This is a genomic window from Mangrovihabitans endophyticus (assembly GCF_014646155.1).
In the GTDB taxonomy this organism is placed as follows: Bacteria; Actinomycetota; Actinomycetes; order Mycobacteriales; family Micromonosporaceae; genus Actinoplanes; species Actinoplanes endophyticus.
The window spans coordinates 105,973-123,364 of the sequence record NZ_BMMX01000002.1; the positions used below are offsets into that span (position 1 = coordinate 105,973).

Annotated in this window: 14 protein-coding genes; 5 read left to right on the plus strand and 9 right to left on the minus strand. The window is 68.7% G+C overall.

What is annotated here, in order from left to right; genetic code table 11:
- Positions 1-5: 5 nt before the first annotated feature.
- Together IEY73_RS05275 and IEY73_RS05280 are read right to left on the minus strand one after the other, a co-directional pair.
- A complete protein-coding gene (locus tag IEY73_RS05275) occupies positions 6-704 on the minus strand; it encodes an MIP/aquaporin family protein (RefSeq protein ID WP_189077937.1) in 699 nt (232 codons plus the stop codon).
- 356 nt (positions 705-1,060) lie between these two features.
- The gene (locus IEY73_RS05280; protein WP_229715555.1) at positions 1,061-1,693 is read right to left on the minus strand and encodes a hypothetical protein; all 633 of its coding nucleotides are present in this window, start codon (positions 1,691-1,693) and stop codon (positions 1,061-1,063) included.
- A gap of 228 nt (positions 1,694-1,921) precedes the next feature.
- On the opposite strand from IEY73_RS05280, the gene IEY73_RS05285 reads away from it, so the two are divergent.
- Both IEY73_RS05285 and IEY73_RS05290 read left to right on the plus strand, forming a co-directional pair.
- Positions 1,922-3,154 (plus strand): putative glycoside hydrolase, encoded by a 1,233-nt coding sequence (locus IEY73_RS05285; RefSeq protein WP_189077938.1) that lies wholly within the window; start codon positions 1,922-1,924, stop codon positions 3,152-3,154.
- A gap of 159 nt (positions 3,155-3,313) precedes the next feature.
- On the plus strand, positions 3,314-3,907 hold the full coding sequence (locus tag IEY73_RS05290; protein WP_189077939.1) for a hypothetical protein: 594 nt from the start codon (positions 3,314-3,316) through the stop codon (positions 3,905-3,907).
- Here the strand turns inward: IEY73_RS05290 and IEY73_RS05295 are convergent.
- On the minus strand, positions 3,904-5,409 hold the full coding sequence (locus IEY73_RS05295) for a glucoamylase family protein (protein ID WP_189077940.1): 1,506 nt from the start codon (positions 5,407-5,409) through the stop codon (positions 3,904-3,906). The two genes, IEY73_RS05290 and IEY73_RS05295, sit on opposite strands and share 4 nt — an antisense overlap.
- Before the next feature lie 305 nt (positions 5,410-5,714).
- The gene (locus IEY73_RS05300) at positions 5,715-6,542 is read right to left on the minus strand and encodes a CPBP family intramembrane glutamic endopeptidase (protein WP_189077941.1); all 828 of its coding nucleotides are present in this window, start codon (positions 6,540-6,542) and stop codon (positions 5,715-5,717) included.
- 411 nt (positions 6,543-6,953) lie between these two features.
- Between IEY73_RS05300 and IEY73_RS05305 the strand changes: the two genes are divergently transcribed.
- Together IEY73_RS05305 and IEY73_RS05310 are read left to right on the plus strand one after the other, a co-directional pair.
- A complete protein-coding gene (locus IEY73_RS05305) occupies positions 6,954-8,210 on the plus strand; it encodes a sensor histidine kinase (RefSeq protein ID WP_189077942.1) in 1,257 nt (418 codons plus the stop codon).
- Entirely contained in the window at positions 8,198-8,848 is a 651-nt protein-coding gene (locus IEY73_RS05310; RefSeq protein WP_189077943.1) for a response regulator transcription factor, read from the plus strand. The genes IEY73_RS05305 and IEY73_RS05310 overlap by 13 nt, the downstream gene beginning before the upstream one ends.
- A gap of 92 nt (positions 8,849-8,940) precedes the next feature.
- Here the strand turns inward: IEY73_RS05310 and IEY73_RS05315 are convergent, their stop codons facing one another.
- The 5 genes from IEY73_RS05315 to IEY73_RS05335 are packed head-to-tail and all read right to left on the minus strand — an operon-like array spanning position 8,941 to position 15,928.
- Positions 8,941-11,421 carry a glycoside hydrolase family 2 protein gene (locus IEY73_RS05315; protein WP_189077944.1) on the minus strand — a complete coding sequence of 827 codons (2,481 nt, stop codon included), beginning with the start codon at positions 11,419-11,421 and terminating at the stop codon, positions 8,941-8,943.
- Positions 11,422-11,453: 32 nt separating this feature from the next.
- The gene (locus tag IEY73_RS05320; protein ID WP_189077945.1) at positions 11,454-12,803 is read right to left on the minus strand and encodes a glycoside hydrolase family 28 protein; all 1,350 of its coding nucleotides are present in this window, start codon (positions 12,801-12,803) and stop codon (positions 11,454-11,456) included.
- A 24-nt stretch (positions 12,804-12,827) separates the two neighbouring features.
- A complete protein-coding gene (locus tag IEY73_RS05325; RefSeq protein ID WP_189077946.1) occupies positions 12,828-13,667 on the minus strand; it encodes a carbohydrate ABC transporter permease in 840 nt (279 codons plus the stop codon).
- A gap of 13 nt (positions 13,668-13,680) precedes the next feature.
- Positions 13,681-14,640 carry a carbohydrate ABC transporter permease gene (locus IEY73_RS05330; RefSeq protein WP_189077947.1) on the minus strand — a complete coding sequence of 320 codons (960 nt, stop codon included), beginning with the start codon at positions 14,638-14,640 and terminating at the stop codon, positions 13,681-13,683.
- Positions 14,641-14,662: 22 nt separating this feature from the next.
- Positions 14,663-15,928: an ABC transporter substrate-binding protein gene (locus IEY73_RS05335; protein WP_189077948.1), complete on the minus strand. Its 1,266-nt coding sequence runs from the start codon at positions 15,926-15,928 to the stop codon at positions 14,663-14,665.
- Positions 15,929-16,260: 332 nt separating this feature from the next.
- On the opposite strand from IEY73_RS05335, the gene IEY73_RS05340 reads away from it, so the two are divergent.
- Positions 16,261-17,370, plus strand: coding sequence for a LacI family DNA-binding transcriptional regulator (locus tag IEY73_RS05340; protein ID WP_189077949.1), 1,110 nt, complete (start codon positions 16,261-16,263; stop codon positions 17,368-17,370).
- The last annotated feature ends 22 nt before the right edge of the window (positions 17,371-17,392 follow it).

Sequence of the window (17,392 nt, forward strand, 5' to 3'; positions counted from 1 at the left end):
CTCGGTCAGGCCTGGGTTGCCGCTGCCACCTGGTGGTCGCGCGCGGCGGCACCGGCGGCGGGGACGGACTCCGCCGGTGCGCGGTCGTCGCTGTTGAGGGTCAGGAAGACGACGGCGGCCAGTGATCCGCCGAGGGTTTCCGCCGCCAGGTACAGCCAGATCGCCGACCAGGAGAAAAGACCCATGACCGAGCCGCCCAGGGCAACCGCCGGGTTGAAGGCTCCACCGGAGATCGCGCCGACGGTGAGCGCACCGGTCATGACGGTCCCCCCGATCGCAATCCCGTAGAAGGAGTTGTTCGGATGACTGCGACTGGTGGCCACGTTCAGGACCACGTATGCCAAGGCGAAGGTGAACAGCGCCTCGACGGCGAACGCCATGGCGATCTCGCGGCCCGAAAACGACAGGGCCTCGGGCCGTTTCGTGAGGATCAGGCGGACCGCCAGCGCGGCGAGCAGGCCACCGGCGACCTGGCCGGCCCAGTACCCGGCCGCCGCGGGCGCGGTGATGCGCCCGCGGATCAGCACAGCCAGGGTCACCGCAGGGTTGAAGTGCGCCCCGGAGACGTGTCCGCCGGCATACACCATCACCATGAGGACGCCCCCGACGGCCAGGGGCGCCAGCGTGTTCATGGTGGTCACTGCTATACCGACGGTCAGTACCAGAAAGAATGTTCCGACGAACTCCGCCGCGTACCTACGCACAAGTCATCTCCTTTGTGGACGGACGGCCCGGACGGGGACCGTCCAATGCGTCTGGGGACGGTCCGGTCACCGGCGCTGCCGCCAACGCCCGCGGCAGGAGGCGACCGGCGCGCCGTCCGTCCAAAAAGACGCTAATCCACATTCACCACGCCAAATCTTACGAACCGCTTAGGGCCGGTCGGTGGCCTCGCCTCAGCTCCGCGCGGCGACGAGCCGCCCGGCGAGGGTGGACCGCCTCGCTTCCGGCTGCTTCGGCGCGGTGGCCTCAGGCGCCTCCGCGGTGGCCGCGACAGGGGCGGTGGAGCCGGGCGGGTCGGCGGCGGCCGTATCGGGCGATTGATCGGCGCCGCCGAATCTCAGGCAACGGCCGGCCGGTCCGGCCCCCGGCGACCGCCCAGCCAGCGCCGCCTCCGGGCCAGGATCACCACGAGCACCGTCACCGAGAGCAGCGGCAGCGGATGGCCCAGCGCCAGCGCCACCCCGAGGTCACCGAGACCGGCCAGGACGGTGACGGCGAAGACCCACGCGGGCGCCGGCTGGTGCCGGACGTGGCGGCGCCGTTCGATCCGGCCCCACGGCTTGGCCACCGACAGCCACCCCTGGAACGCGATCGCGCTCGCCATCAGCGCCGTCGCCACCACCTGCGTGACCCGCGGACCGGCGGTCACCGACGCGGCCAGTTGCGGCGACAGCAGGAAGATGCCCGCGTAGAGCTGGATCAGCGAGACCGCGAACTTGGTGACCACCCACCAGTTCAGGAAGAAGCCCCACGGGGTGGCGGCGGCCAGCACGATCCCGGTGAGCGCCGACCCGTTCGCCATCGGCGCGAGCAGCCGCCCGTCGAGCGCCTGGGCCATCGCCGTCGCCGAGGTGCCCGCCCCGGCCAGGCCCACCGAGAGCAGCACGCACAGGGCCATCGCCTGCGCCATCCACCCCACCGACGTAAGGATGTGCAGCCAGACGGTGAGTTGACGCCAGCGCTTGACCATGATGGCGATGCTGTCATCGCACGGTGCCGAGAGGACATCGGGATCATCCCGGAACCGGGGTCAGGGTCGGGCCGCCCCGCTGCTGACTACGCCGGAGCCAGGGCGCTGAGCGATCGGCCCTACAGCGGATGTGTAGGCCGTGTGTGGCGTGGCGGGTGACACTTCCGGGAGATCGACCACTTCGGAGGCGTAGCTGTGAAGTTCTCACCATGGCGCACGGGCCCGGTCATGCTCGCGACGGTCGTGCTCGGCGCGACCACCGGGGGCCTCGGTGCCGCCCGCGCCGAGCCGTCCGCCACGCCCAGCGAGCCGTCCCGGCCCGCGACGGCGGGCCGTCCCCAGACGTTCTGGCTGCACCTGAACTCGACCGCCACCACCGACGCGATACTGGCGACGGAGGCCCGGCGACGCTCGTTCATCGTGCTCAACGCCTGGGAGGAAAACCTGATCCCGAAGCTGAAGGCGGCCAACCCGGCGATCCAGGTGTACGTGTACAAGGATCTCAGCTCGACGCGCAGCTACGCCTGCCACGACGGGACGGACGACGCGGACCTGCCGACCGGCGTCGGCTACTGCGACGCCGACGCCCACCACCGCGACTGGTTCCTGACCGCGCCCGACGGCACCCGCTACCAGTACGACGGCTACCCGGGGCACTGGCAGATGGACGTGGGCAACGTCGCATACCAGGATGCCTGGGCCGCCAACGTGATCCGGTCGGCGACCGCGGCGGGCTTCGACGGCGTCGAGATGGACAACGCCCTGTTCACCTGCGACGGCTACCACGAGGGGTCCTGCCCGGCGCGGTATCCGAACGACGCCGCGATGCAGGGCGCGTACCGTTCGATGCTGGCCAACGTCCGCGACGACTTCGTCGCGGCCGGGCTCAAGGCCGTGGCCAACCTGGCCAACGCGCGGCTGCATGCCGGCGTGTGGGACTCCTACGTCGAGTACCTCGACGGAGGTTTCGACGAATGGTGGCTGACGTTCTCCGACACCGACATGCTTCCGGAATACGACGAGGGCTGGAGCCGGGTGGTCAGCGAGATCGAGACGGACGAGGCGAACGGCAAGATCACCTGGGTGCAGCCGCACTTCTCCGCCGGCGCCGTACAGCCCTTCCGGTACGCCTTCGCCAGCTACCTGATGGCGGCCGGTTCCCGCGCCGCGTTCACACAGATCTCCCAGACCGACGGCTACGGCGATCCGACGCCGTGGCATGCCGAGTACGACTGGGACCTGGGCGCGGCCACCGGTGCGCGGTCCTCCGCCGGCACCAACCTGTGGCGCCGCAGCTTCACCTGTGGCCTCGCCGTGGTCAACGCCAACCCGACCGGTTCCGGTGCGCGCAGTGTCGCGCTCGGCGGGTCGTTCGTCGACCAGGACGGGCGGACGGTCACCTCGGTGTCGTTGCCCGGCACCTCCGGCGCGGTGCTGCGCAAGCCCGGCTGCACACCGTAACCGGCCCGGTGACTCCGGCCGGCCGCGGACGGTCACGGCCGCGCAGCGAGACCCGGCCGGTGCGCACGCGCCTGTCCAGTCCGTGTCCAGTGCCGCGTGGTTGGCTCCCGCGAGAACGAACGTCCGGATCCCCCGGGCGGAAAATCGCAAGGAGTCACGATGTTCAGAAGTCTCAGATTTCATTGCGCCGTGCTGATCGGCGCCGGCTTGGTGGCGTTGTCCACGCCGTCGGCACCCGCGGCCGCGGCACCGGCCGGGCCGGTCTCCGCGGCCGAGGCCCACGCGGCAATCCTCGACTACGCCTCGCGCATGCCCGCGCCCTCGTTATCGGCGTCGGCGGCCGACTCGTCGACGCTGACTCTCCAACCGAAGTCCGGTGGCCCGTCGGCCAACCTGGTCATCACCTGCACGGCGGCGAGCCGCGTGCTGACGGCCAGCGTCGTCGGCACCTTCTATGAGGTGCTGGGTGAGGCAACGACGAGCTGTCCGGCGCCCGTCGACTACGCGTCCGTCCAGGCGACGCTCTTCCTCTGGGTACCGGACCTCGACCGGTGGGTCGAACTGCACACCGGCAGCCTCGGCTACGACCTGCCGTACAAGACGCCGGGCAAGGTGCTGCACTCGGTGGCGTCGTCGACGTGCCAGGCGCGGACGTACGGGGTGATCGGTTTCCACCAGGCGCGGCTGGGCAGTTCCTATGCCACGGCGTACACCAGCAGCACCTCGGGACCGTTCTCATTCTGCGGCGGCTAGCTTGACCGGCTCCGGAGGAGCTGGGGCAGCCGCTGGTGGGCCGGGATGTTGAACGTCTCGGCACCCAGCAAGGGGCGGATCGCGCGCTCGAAAGCGGGCGTCACGAAGGCGCGGCGGAGGTCGTCGCGGGCCAGGTAGTTGCCGAGGGCACCCATGATCATGGACTGGTCGAGGGCCAGGTAGCGCCGGGCGATCACGCCGGAACGGACGGCCACGGCATCGTAGAAGCCGCCCGGGCCATAGGCGCGCAGGACGTTACGGATCCGCGCCAGGTTGGCCCGGGCGGGGCCGGGGGCGTACGGCAGGGCCAGGAAAGCTGCGTGCGGCGTGACCACGCCGTCGCCGTAGACGCCCGGCGGGCCGGGCGGGCGGCAGGTGCCGAAACCGGGGTCGTAGGTGCCGCCCTGGACGTCCGACGGGTATCCGTCGGTGTCCATGCCCATGGCGTCGACGCCCCACGCGGCGTAGCCGCCGAACGGGTTCGACGCGGGCGAGAATCCCCAGTAGCCGTAGCGGGCGTCGATCAGGCCGTGTTCGATCTGTGCCGCCACCGTCGCGGGATGGTTGCGGCCCCAACTCCGCGGCCCCCAGGACGTCTCCGGCACGAACAGGTCCGGCATCAGCGCCTCAAACATGTCGCCGCCCCAGCTCGGCACGAAGGTGATCCCCCGGTAGCGGTACGAACCCTCGTACACCGGCCGACCTAGGTGGACGGTGGTGAAGCCGTGCGGCTGCATCTCCTGCCAGGAGTAGTCACAGTCGTCGGGCAACGTACGCATCGTGTCGAAGTAAGCAGTCGGCGGGATCTGACCGGCGCCGATGCCGAGATAGGTGGCGATGCGCGGCTCGGTCACCGTGATGTCGTAGTGGTTGCAGGTGAACCAGACTCCGGACGACGGGGAGGCCACCGAGCAGCCCGGCGGCTGCGTATCCCAGAAGCCGCCCCGGATCAGCCCCCGGGTGCCGATCGGTGTGCTCGCCGCCGGGTCGTAGAAGAAGCCGAAGTCCATCGACGACAGCAACCGCAGGGCGGCGGCCCGCTGCGCGGGGAGAGCACCCGCCACCACCCGCAGCGACGCCCCGAGCCAGCCGTTGTCGACGCTCGACAGGAATGGGGTGATCACCGACCCGTCCTCCGGCCAGGTGGTCAGTACCGCGCCGGAGGACGGGGCGTACCAGTTGTAGAACATCCCCGACGCGGCATGGCGGCGCAGCGTGTCCAGCGTCGCGAGGGTCCGGGAAACCCGCGCGTTCGCCTCGCGCGTCGAGATGATCCCGAGGTCCCGCGCGGCGACCGCCGACCACAGGTACCCGCCGATGTTGGTGGGCGAGGTGTAGGCGGCCGAGGCCGACAGGTCACCGTTGATGTTGTCGGCGACGAGCCCGGTTGCCGGAGAGGCCATCGCGGCAAGCGATCGCCAGGTGTCCCGGGCGTAGCCCCGGAGCGGATCACCGCCGGCAGCCGCGGCGGGCGCGGACGGCAGCGCCACCAGTAGGGACATGGCACCCAGGAGCAGGCGTCGCGGCAATCCACTGGCGACGGACCATCCCCGGCCGGCCGGGGATCAGTCTCATGTGCGTCAATATCAGTCATTGGCCCGGGATTCCTACGTGGTCAGAAAAGGCTATGCGAGGGAGAGGCTGATGGGCTTCTCCAGCGATTATCCCGAAGGCTTCACCTACGCCAACGGGGCGCGCACGCGTCAGGTGCTCAGGCCGGCGTCACGGTCGGCGGTGGGAGTCCGGCCGCACCATGATCCCCGGGTTGATCACGACGCGACGCGGGACACCAACCCCGATCGTGTCCTCACCACGGCGGGCGCACCCGGTGCCCGACCACGGCCTCGACGAGCCGTAGAGCCGGACCGGCTGCGATGGTAGTGGCCAGTACCAGCACCACCAGCATCTGAACTGTGTTGGTGCCGGGGCCGTCGGGGCCGAGCAGCAGCGCGGTGGTCAGGGGAGCGAGCACCATGTTGTTGCCGGCGTGCGCGAGGCAGGCCGGCCAGATGCTCCGGCTATGGGCTCGCAACCAGGCCAGAATGATTTCCTGGCAGACGATCCACGCCGTCCACCCGGCCAGGCCGAGTGCCAGGTTCGGATACTCGGCGTACCCGAGGAACGCCAAGGGATAGTGCCAGACGGCTGCGATCAGGCCGGTTGCCAGCGCGGCACGCCGAGGATGGCCGGGACACACACGGAGCAGCAAGTAGCCGGTCCAGCCGAACTCCTCGCCCCAGAAGAGGACGGTGGCAGCAAGGGCGAGGGCACAGAGCAGAAGCGGCGCCGCCCAGAGGGAGACTCCCGCGACCACGTCGGGTCTGAACTTCACCGGCAATCCCGTCGCTGCGGCAAGGCATACCACGCCGACGGCGACGCCAGGCGGGCCGAGCCATGCGAGCAGGTAATACCGCCAGGCGGCCCGCAACCGCGGACGCCAGCCGGCGTCGGCGAAGCCTTCGTGGGTGATCCTGCGCCGGACCACGATTGCTGCGACCGCCGGCGCGAAGCCTGTCGGAACCTGCACCAGCGGGTTGACCAGCGACCAGCCGAGCACCAGGTGAGCCACCAATTCCCAACCCCAGCCGACGCCGAATGAAATCACCAAGAACGCAGCGATGCCTCGTCTTCTCACCCGGTCCTCCGTTGTCATCGTTGCCGTTGCGGGGGTTGACGGTAGGAGCGCGTGCCTGGCTGGCGCAGTGTCGCCAGCCAGTGTCCATTTGGTGTAGCTGGCACCACCGCGTCGACACCGACTGGCGGCATTGTGCACAGCGCCGGTTCGTGCTGGACTTGCTCGCGTGGCAACCGCATCGGTCGTTGGGTTGCGCGGCGTGTTCCGGTCCGCGAATACCGGCCTCCGCCGACCGTGCTCCTGGCGGGGTGGCCACCGGGTGCTTCCGATGTGGACGTTTTTGGCCGAACAGCGACGAGTCTTGGTCGTGCGGTCAGGCGCCGTCGCCGCCCATCTCCGGATCGCGCCGGTCGTCATCTCCGGCTCGGTCCGCGCCGCCGGGTTCCCATCGCCCGGCATCGGGAGCCACGAATGACGATCGCCGGTGTTGTTCGGGTCGGCGACGGGCGCCTGCGCCGTGCGGCGCACGCAACCGCTCATCTGTTGCACGGCGGAGTCACCGCGTTGGTCGCGGCCGGCGCCATGCTCGCGTTGGTGTCAGCCGTCGTGCTGTGTTCGGTGCTGATAGGGGTGCCGCTGCTGGTCGCCATGCTGCGGGCGGTGCGCTCGTTGGCTGCTGCGCAGCGGCGCCGGACGGGACGGCTGGTGGGTGGAGTGGTGCCCCAGCGCTACGCCACAGCTTCCGGTACGCCGTTCGCGCAGCTACGCACACTGATGCGGGATCCGACCACTCGCCGGGACCTGGCATGGGTGCTGCTGCATATGGTGGTCGGCCCGGCCCTGTCGCTGTGCTGGCTGGCTCTGCTGCTGTGTTCGGTTCTCGCGCCCATCGTCACCCTGTTGTGGTGGGCGCCGGACGGCGCGCCGATCGATTTCTTCGTCACCATCGACGGCTGGGCGCGGGCGCTGGCCGTGCCGCTGCCCCTTGCCGTCGGTTCGGCCACGCTGCTGATCTGGGCCGGCCCGGTTGTCGCGTCGGCGCAGGCCAGGGCGTACCGCGCATTGCTGACACCGTCGGCACGCGACCAGTTGGCCGCACGGATCCAACACTTGTCGACCACCAGGGCAGCCGCCCTCGACGCGCACGCGGCAGAACTGCGCCGCATCGAACGGGATCTGCACGACGGCATGCAGGCCCGGCTGGTCTCGGTCGCGATCCAGTTGGGCCTCGCGCAGCAGCAACGCGACACCGACCAGAACACCGCCAACCAACTCGTCGAGAAGGCCCACACCGGTGTCGAACAGACCCTGACCGCTCTCCGCGAGATCGTTCGCAGCATCTATCCCCCGATACTGGCCGACCGCGGGCTGGCGGAAGCAGTACGGACCCTCGCCGCCGAATCCCCCCTGATGGTGCACACGAAGATCGGCGCGCTCATACGCCCGCCCGCAGCAGTGGAGAGCGCCGCATACTTCATCGCGGCCGAGGCGTTGACCAACGTCGTCAAGCACGGCGACGCCACCGAGATCACGCTGGCCCTCGATCAAGGCGGCGACCAGTTGGTGATCGAGGTCATCGACAACGGCCGGGGCGGAGCGGACCCGTCGGCCGGCACCGGGCTGGCCGGTATCGCGGACCGCGTCGCCGCCCTCGACGGAAGGACCACGTTGCACAGTCCCCCGGGCGGCCCGACGACGTTACGCGCGGAGCTGCCATGCGCGTCGTGATCGCCGAAGACAATGTGTTGTTGCAGGAGGGGCTCGGGCTCCTGCTGTCCACCGCCGGCTTCGACGTCGCCGCAGCGGTGGAGACGGTCGACGATTTCCTGGCGGCCGTCGACCAGCACCGACCGGATATCGCCCTTGTCGACATCCGGCTTCCACCCACATACAGCGATGAGGGCCTGCGAGCTGTGCGTGCCGCGCGTCGGATCCGGCCGGACCTTCCCGTCCTTGTGCTTTCCCAGTACGTGGAGCGTTCCTACGCAGCCGAACTGCTCGCCGACGGTCGAGGCGGTGTCGGTTACCTGCTCAAAGACCGGATATCACGTGTCGACGACTTCCTCGAAGCGATGCTCCGCGTCGCCGCTGGTGGCACCGCCGTCGATCCCCTGGTCATCGCACGCCTGGTCGCAGAGCGCCAGCCGAGTCACCTCGACGGGCTGAGCCCCCGGGAACGAGACGTCCTCGCCCTGATGGCCGAAGGACACACCAACAGCACCATCGCAGGCCGTCTCCACGTCACCGAACGCTCGATCCACAAGCATGTCAGCAACATCTTCGCCAAGCTCGGTCTTCCCCCGGACAACGGCAGCCACCGGCGAGTCACCGCCGTCCTCACCTACCTCGGATCACGGCGGACGTGATGATGCCTGGCTCGGCTGCCGCGGGCCGGGGTCGCGCCGGCCGGGCATCGCAAATCGTGTGCCCGGCCGGCGCGGCCGGACCGGGTCGGCGGTCAGCCTGCGGACGTCACCACCGCGTCGTTGACGCTGCGCAGAACGGTGCCGTCGAGCATGGCCGGCCGGAGATCGCCCGCGCCCTCGACCAGAAAGGTGTGCGTCGTGCCGGGCAGCAGCGTGACAAGCATGTCGTCGACGACGGCGTCGGCCTCCAGCCGATCGGCGAACAGGCAGAGATCGCGGACGAAGGTGTGCGCGGTCACCGTGACGCGGGTACCGCCCTCGGCGGGCCGGGTCGAGACGCTCAGGTCGGCGGGCTCGTACCGCAGATCCTTGTCCTCGACGAATGTCCAGTACGCCTGGTGTCCGGTCGTCGGGGTGGTCGCGACGAGGATCTCGCCGTCGGCCGTACCCGGCGTGGCCACGTTCCCCGGGATCTCGACGGTCGCCTGGCTCAGGCGGTCCACCACCAGGCGGGTCTGGTGTTCGGCGAGGATTCGCCCGTCGAGCGTCATCCGCTGGATGGTCACCGGGCCCCGCCATTGCACCGTTCCGTCGTTGACGCCGATGACGGACAGACCGGCGCCGCGGGGCTGGATGGTCAGCAATTGCGGCGCGTTGGCGCGTCGCAGGGCGTACCACAACGGTTTGCGCCGCCCGTCGCCGTCGACGGCCGCCCAGGAGGAGACCGGCCAGCAGTCGTTGAGCTGCCACACGACCTGCCCCATGCACCAGGGCCGCAGTGACCGGAAGTGCTCGACGGCGTACGTGATCGCCCGGGCCTGGTTGACCTGGGTGAGGAAGTGCCATTCGTCGAAGTCGCGGGGCTGCGGCAGGTGCGGCGTGAGTCCACGCAGCATCTTGGCGTTGCCGTCGGTCGCCTTCTGATGATGCAGCATTCCCGGCGAGTCGGCCGCGAGGGGCTCGTCGCGCACCGCGCGGCGCAGTGTCGCCCAGGTCGGCGGCCCCTGGAATCCGAACTCCGCGACGAAACGCGGTGCGTAGTCGCGGTACACCGTGTAGTCCCGCTGATTCCAGACGTCCCAGATGTGGCGCAGACCGTGCTCGTCGAGGTTCGGGTGCAGGTCCATCGATCCGGAGTACGGGCTTCCCGGCCAGTAGGGTCGGCTGGGGTCGACGTCGGCCACCGCTTTGGGGAGCAGGTCCAGGTAGTACCCGGCGCCCCACGTGCGGTCGCCGATCTGGTCGCGCCAGTCCCAGTCGAACCAGCCCCAGATGTTCTCGTTGTTGCCGTTCCACAGCACCAGGCTGGGGTGGGGCATGAGACGGGCGACGTTCTCCCGGGCCTCGGCCTCGACCTCATCCCGCAGCGGATTCTCTTCCGGGTAGGCGGCACAGGCGAACAGGAAGTCCTGCCAGACCATCAGACCGAGTTCGTCGCAGGCGTCGTAGAAGTCGTCGCTTTCGTAGATGCCGCCGCCCCAGACCCGCACCAGGTCGAGGTTCGCCTCCGTGGCCTGGGTGAGCCGGGCGCGGTATCGCTCGGCCGTGACCCTGGTCGGGAAGCAGTCGTCGGGGATCCAGTTGGCACCGCGGACGGCGACGGCCACCTCGTTCACGTACAGGGTGAAGGGCGTGCCCTGCTCGTCTCGGGTGGTGTCGAGCCGGACGCTGCGGAAGCCGATCCGCTTGTCCCAGGTCTGCACGACCGTGCCGTCGGCGTCGAGCAACTCGACGGTGGCCGGGTAGAGCGGTTGGCCGCCCAGGCCGTGCGGCCACCACAGGTCGACCGAGGGGACGTCGATGTCCAGTTCGGTCTGGTCGTCTTCCCGGGGCACCTCGACCTCGTGGGTGACGCCGGCGACGGTGGCGCGCAGGCGGATCGGCTGCCGCCCGGCTGCGGCGCCGGTCCGGGCCACGTCGATCAGGAACCGCACCCGCCCGTGGCCGCCCTCCACGGACACCACGGGCCGGACGCGGGCCAGCCGGGCGGTGGACCACGATTCGAGCGCGACGGCCCGCCAGATGCCCGCCGTCACGAGACTGGGCCCCCAGTCCCAGCCGAAGTTGGACGCCATCTTGCGGATGAAGTTGAACGGGGCGGGGTACGCGTTCGGCAGGTTGCCGAGTTCGTCACGGACGGCTTCGGCGTACGTCCAGGCCGAGGAGAAGAGCACGGTGAGCTTGTTCTCGCCCGGCTTCAGCAGGTGGCGGACCGGAAATCGGTAGGAGCGGTGCATGTTGCGTGTGCGGCCCACCTCCACGTCGTTGACCAGGACGGTCGCTATGGTGTCCAGCCCACCGCAGACGAGGTCGACCTCGTGCGCGCCGGCCTCGGGCTGCCACGAGAAAACCGTCTCGTACTGCCAGGGCTGCCGTCCGATCCAGTCCACCGCGACCTCGTTGAGGTCGAGGTAGGGGTCGGGAATCAGGCCGGCGTCGAGCAGGTCGGTGTGCACGCAACCGGGAACCGTGGCCGGCACCGGCGACGGCACGTGCTCCCGCGCCTGCGGCGTGGCTTCGTCGCCGACGGTCAGCGTCCAGCCGGTGGAGAGCTCGCGTCGAATGTGAGGCATGGTGAACCCACCAAATCTTGGGAGAGGGTGACTCAGAAGGTGGCGACCGCGGCGTGGCGGTCCGGGTGGGCCGAGGCGCCGATGAAGTTCTCGACCTTCAGGTTTTCGGTGTTGCTGCTGGCCAGGGCGTGGTGGAAGTACTCCGGCCGGTTGTCACCCCAGACGACCTCGCAATTGCGCAGCGTGACGTTGCTGGCGCGGTCGATGTAGAAGCCCGAGGTGGGTGCCTCGAAGATCGGGTCGGCGCCGGAGGAGGGTCGGCGGTCGTAGCGGCCGCCGGGCTGGTTCGACCACTTGTCGAGCTCGATGCGGACATTGTCCAGCAGGACGCCGTCGATGACACCGTCCTGGATGCCGCTGATGTAGGCCCCGTTCTCGGAGCGGGCGAGGATGTTGACGAAGCGGACGTTGCGGATGCGGCCCACGTCGTTGTGCCACGGTTCCACCGAGACGTAGATCGGCTCGCCCCTCCCCCACCACTTGTCGTCGAAGATCCGGGTCTCGACGACGATGTTGGAGAACAGGATGTTCTCGAACAGCGAGTCCTGTCCGCAGTTGACCGACAGACCACGGTGGCTGCGCTGGATGACGCAGTTGTCGAAGACGACGTTGCGGATCGGTGCGATGGCGTCGACGCCGACTACCAGGGCGCTTGAGGTGGTGACGAGCACGCAGTTGGTGACGGTGATGTTCTCGCACGGGCCGTGCTCGGGGAACTCCTCGCAGGTCTTGAGCGAGATGGCGTCGTCGCCGCAGGAGATGTAGCAGTCGCTGATCCGGGCGTTGCGGCACCGGTCCAGGTCGATGCCGTCGCAGTTCGGGTACTTCAGGTCGCCGTCGATCCGGATGCCGTGGATGACGATGTCCTCGCAGCCGGTCAGCCGCAACGTCCACAGTGCCCCGTCGCGCCACGTCGTGTCCCGCAGGGTGACGTCGGTGCAGCCGATCAGGAACATGGTGAACGGGCGGGCGTTCGGGCACTGATAGATCGGCCCGAGGTCCTTCTCGATGAAGTGCCGGCCGGCGCCGTCGATCACCCCGGCTCCGGTGATGGCGATGTGGTGCGCGTCGCGGGCGGAGATGAACATGCCGCTGGCCTGGGTGTCGTCGCGGACGACGCCGGACGACAGCGCGCTCACCACGAACCGGTCGGTGTAGTCGTCCCAGTCGCCGCTCGCCTGCAGGACCGCTCCCCGCTCCACGTGCAGCTCGACGTAGGAGCGTAACTGAATCGTGCCGGCCAGGAACACGTGCCCGGCCGGGATCAGCACCGTGCCGCCGCCGGAGCTGGCGCAGGCGTCGATCGCCACCTGGATCGCCGCCGCGTCGTTGGTCTTGCCGTCGCCGACCGCGCCGTAGTCGCGGATGTCATAGGTGGCCATGTCGTCCCTTCGGTAGAGGTGGGGCTAGCTTTTGACGGCGCCTTCGAGCAGCGCCGATTCCATCCGTCGTTGAAGCAGGATGTAGACCAGATAGACCGGGATCATGGTGATCAGGGCGCCGGCCAGCAGCACTCCGTACTCGGTGTTGGTCTGGGAAACGAGGTTGGGCAGTGCCACCTGGACGGTCCGCACGGCCGGGTCGGGCCCGCCCAGGATCAAGGCGAACAGATATTCGTTCCAAAAGCTGAGGAAGTTGAGGATCGCGATGGTGATGATGCCGGGCATGGTCAGCGGGAGATAGATGCGCAGCAGGATCCTGATCCGGCCGGCGCCGTCCATCACCGCGCTTTCCTCCAGATCGGACGGGATGGCCCGCATGAACTGGGTGAGCAGGATGACGGACAACGGCAGGGCGCCGGCCGGAAGGAAGATGATCAGGAACGCGCGTGTCTGGAAGAGTTGCAGATGGATCGCGAGCAAGACGGTCGGCACCAGAGCGGCGAAGCTGGGGATCAGGAATCCCAGCGCGAAGAAGCGTTCACACCAGGCGGCGATGCGGCCGCGGCTGCGGGCGAGGGCGTACGACGCGGGAATGGCCAGGGCCAGGGTGAGCAGTTCGGCCGACACGGTGATGAAGGTCGAGTTCCACAGCGCCCGGCCGAGCTCGACCCGCTGGAACGCGTCAACGAAGTGGCTCACCGACAGCGATGACGGCGGGCTCAACGGCGAGTTGAAGATGGCCAGGTTGTCCTTGAACGCCGACACGATGATGAAATAGAGCGGGAATACGAGCAGGAGCGCGTAGAACCATGCCAGCCCGTGCGCCAGGGGCGCGGCCCGGTCCCGGATGCCTTTCTTTGCCATGGTGGTCTCCCGATCAGTAGCGCTGGCGGAAAAGGGAACGGATGCCTGCCATGCCCACCACTCCGACGAAGAACAGCAACACGCCGGTCGCCTGGCTGTAGCCGACCTCTGACTGGGTGAAGGCCTTGTCGTAGATGAGGAAGGAGAGCGTGGTCGACGCGTTGCCCGGTCCGCCGCCGGTGAGTAGCAGCACCGACCCGGCGGAGCTGAACAGCACCCACAGGAACTGCAGCATGGCGAGTACGCCGAAGTAGTCCTCGGTCATCGGGAAGGCGATGCGCCACATCCGGCGCCAGTGTCCTGCCCCGTCGATGCGCGCCGCCTCGTAGACCTCGCGGGATATCGACGACAGGCGGGCGCTGAACAGGATGGCGGTGAAGCCGATGCCGCTCCACAGGTCGACGGCGATCACCGATGGCAGGGCTGTCGCCTCGTTGGCCAGCCAGGGCCGGGTCAGCGAGTCCAGGTGCAGCAGGTCGAGCAGTCCGTTGAGGGCGCCACTGGGCGCGAACACCGCCAGGAAGACCATTGCCTTGGCGGACAGCGACACCAGGGCCGGGGTGAAGAGGATGACCCGCAGGAGGTGATGGCCGCGCGGTTCCAGGGTGAGGTAGTAGCCCAGCATGAAGGCGAGCGGGATCATCACCGGGATGACGACGCCGATCTGGATGAGGCTGTTCTTGGCCGCCGTCCAGAAGACCGGGTCGTGCAGGATTTTGGTGAAGTTGTCGAGGCCGACGAAGGTGCTGGGCGACAGCAGGCCTTCCCAGTCCAGCAACGCGATGTAGAAGACCGCACCGAGCGGCCCGATGGTGAAGACGGCGTACCAGAGGACGGCCGGCGTGGCCAGGAGGACGAGCAGTTTGTCGCGCCGGGTACGCCGTCCACCGGCAGGCGTGGTGGCCGGCTTGTCAGAGGTGCCGGCGCCGGGTTCGTCGACGAACCCGTGCGCCGCGTGAGGCGTCGTTGTCATCCGTCCGTCCTCTGTCCGCCGGTCAGGAGTAGAGCTGGTCGAGTGACTTGCAGATCTTGTTCGCGTCATTGCCCTTGATGAAGGCGCTGCTGGTCGCCCGGATCATCGGGTCGGCCACCTTGCCCGGCACCACGGTGTCCGGCATCAGCGCGTACTTCACCTTGCTGTCGAGTTCCGTGACGGCGGTCTTCATCAGGGCGTTCTTGGCCTGGACGTCTCCGCTGCTGACGCCGGCGGTGACGGTGTTCGCCTCGGCCGCGAAACGGTCGACCACGGCGGGGTCGTAGAAGGCGGTCACGAACTCCTTGACGGCATCGATCTTCTTCTTGCCGTTGCGGGACACCCAGAAGCCGGAACCGGTGAAGCCCCGGTACGCCGTCGGTTCCGCGTACGTGCCACCGGCCGGGACCGGCAGCCCACCGAGCTGGATGTTCGGCACCAAGGCGGCCGGCGCCGGCGCGAAGGCCCAGGATCCGGCCGACATCACTGCCGACTTACCCGCGAAGAAGCTGGCGTTCATCTGGTCGGCGGTGAGCCCTTCGACGTCGTCGGCGAACACCCCGGCGTCCCGCAGCCGGGTGAACAGTTGAATGCCGCGCATCGCGGCGGGGCTGTCGCAGTAGCCGCCCTTGGCGTAGACCGTGCGGGCCTCGTCGGCGGTCATGTAGGACTGGGCGATCTGCAGGAAGAGCTTCTGCCCGGACCAGTCCTTACCGCCCACCACGAGCGGGCCGATGCCTGCCGCGCGCAGCTTGCCCGCGGCGGCGATGAGATCGTCGGTGGTCTTCGGGATGTCGGTGACGCCGGCCTTGGCCAGCAGCTCGGTGTTGTACCAGACCGGCCAGACGAAACCGACGTACGGGAAGCCTTGCACCTTGCCGTCGGCGTCCTTCCACTCGGCGAGCGCCTCGGGCTTGATCTTGCTGGTCAGGCCCCAGGTGTCGAGGTATTCCGAGGCCGGGACGACTTCGCCGTTCTTGACCCAGTCGTTGGTCTTCTCGGCGAGGTTGACGATGGCGACGTCGGGTTCCTTGTTCGCCGCGAACGAGGTGTCGAAGGTGTCGGCGAGCGTCTCGCCGCCCTCGATGACCTTGACGTTGATTCCCTTGCTGCCCAACTGGGTGACCACATCGTTGAGGATCTTGCCCTCGGGGTCCGAGGCGTGCCAGATCGACATGACGGTGATGCTCTTGCTGTCGCTGTCGCCGCCGGACCCGCCGCCGCAGCCGGCCGTCACCAGGCACGCCGCGGTCAGGGCAGCGCCTATCCCCAGAATTTTCTTGCGCATGGATTCGCTCCTCGGACTCGCCGTTCTCGAGGAGTGGCCGGCCTCAGTTGTGGGAGCCGGTGCACTCGTTGCCGCCACGTTAAGCGCGCATGACAACGATGTCAACTAACCGGTTAAGTAATTTCTGTGGGACATTTTGGCTGTTCAGACAGCACTTAGACCGAATATTGCCACGAGCTAGTCGATCAGCTAGCCTTCATCAAGTAATTTACTTGATGGGTATGACTTATGGTTAAGCATTCCATCAAGTACGGGGCCGGACGAGATGCCGTCGCGGCACCTGCAGGATGATGAGTCCACACCCGACAGCCCAGAGGACAGGGAAACAAGCAATGGTTGACGATCGGTCCGCACCGAAGGCGGGCGCGGGGGGCAAGCGGCTCACGATCGCCGACATCGCCGCCCGCGCCGGGCTTTCGAAGGTGTCGGTCTCCTATGCCCTCAACGGTCGCCCCGGGGTGTCCGCCACCACCCGCGGCCGCGTGCTGGCGATCGCCCGGGAGATGGGGTGGAGTCCGAACAGCGCCGCCCGCGCGCTCTCCGCCTCGCGCAGCGGGATCATCGGGCTGGTGCTGGGCCGCTCCCCGCGCCTGCTCGGGGTCGAGCCGTTCTACATGGAGCTGATCGGCGGCGTGGAGAGCGTGCTCACCGAGTCGTCGGCCGCCCTGCTGCTCAAGGTCGTTCCCGACCCCGGCGACGAGGCGCGCATCTACCGTGAGTGGTGGAACAGCCGCCGGGTGGACGGTGTCATCGTCACCGATGTCCGCACCGGCGACGACCGTCTGGCAGCGCTGGCCGACATCGGTATGCCCGCGGTCGTCATCGGCAGTTCACCGACGTTCGCGACTGACTTCGCCACCAGCACGTTGTGGACGGACGACGTCCGGCCGATGGAAGCCGTGGTGCGCTACCTGGCCGGGCTCGGCCATCGACGGCTGGCCCGGGTGTCCGGTCCGCCGACACTGGCGCACTGCGCCGAACGGACCGACGTCTTCCGCCGCACCGCGGCCGGCCTCGGGCTGGAACCGACCCTGGTCATCGAGGCCGACTTCACCGGTGAGAAGGGCGCCCAGGCCACCCGGGAAGCCCTGCTGGCCCGTGAGCGGCCCACCGCCATCATCTTCGACAACGACGTGATGGCGGTGGCCGCCGTCGGGGTGGCCGGCGAAATGGGCATCTCCGTGCCGCGTGACCTCTCCCTGATCGCCTGGAACGACTCGGCGCTCTGCACCCTGACGCATCCTCCGCTGTCCGCGATGAGCCGCGACATCCCCGCCATCGGCGCCGACGCGGCCCGGCTGCTGCTCGACGGCATGACCGGTGCCGCGCCGGTCGCCCGGGAAACCCCGCCCTACATCCTCACGCCGCGTGGCACGACCGCTCCCGCGCCGACGGAACCCCCGCCGTCTGGTGGGGTTCGACGGTGGGATTCGGACGGGTGAGCCGTCTTTGTCAACCGGGTGT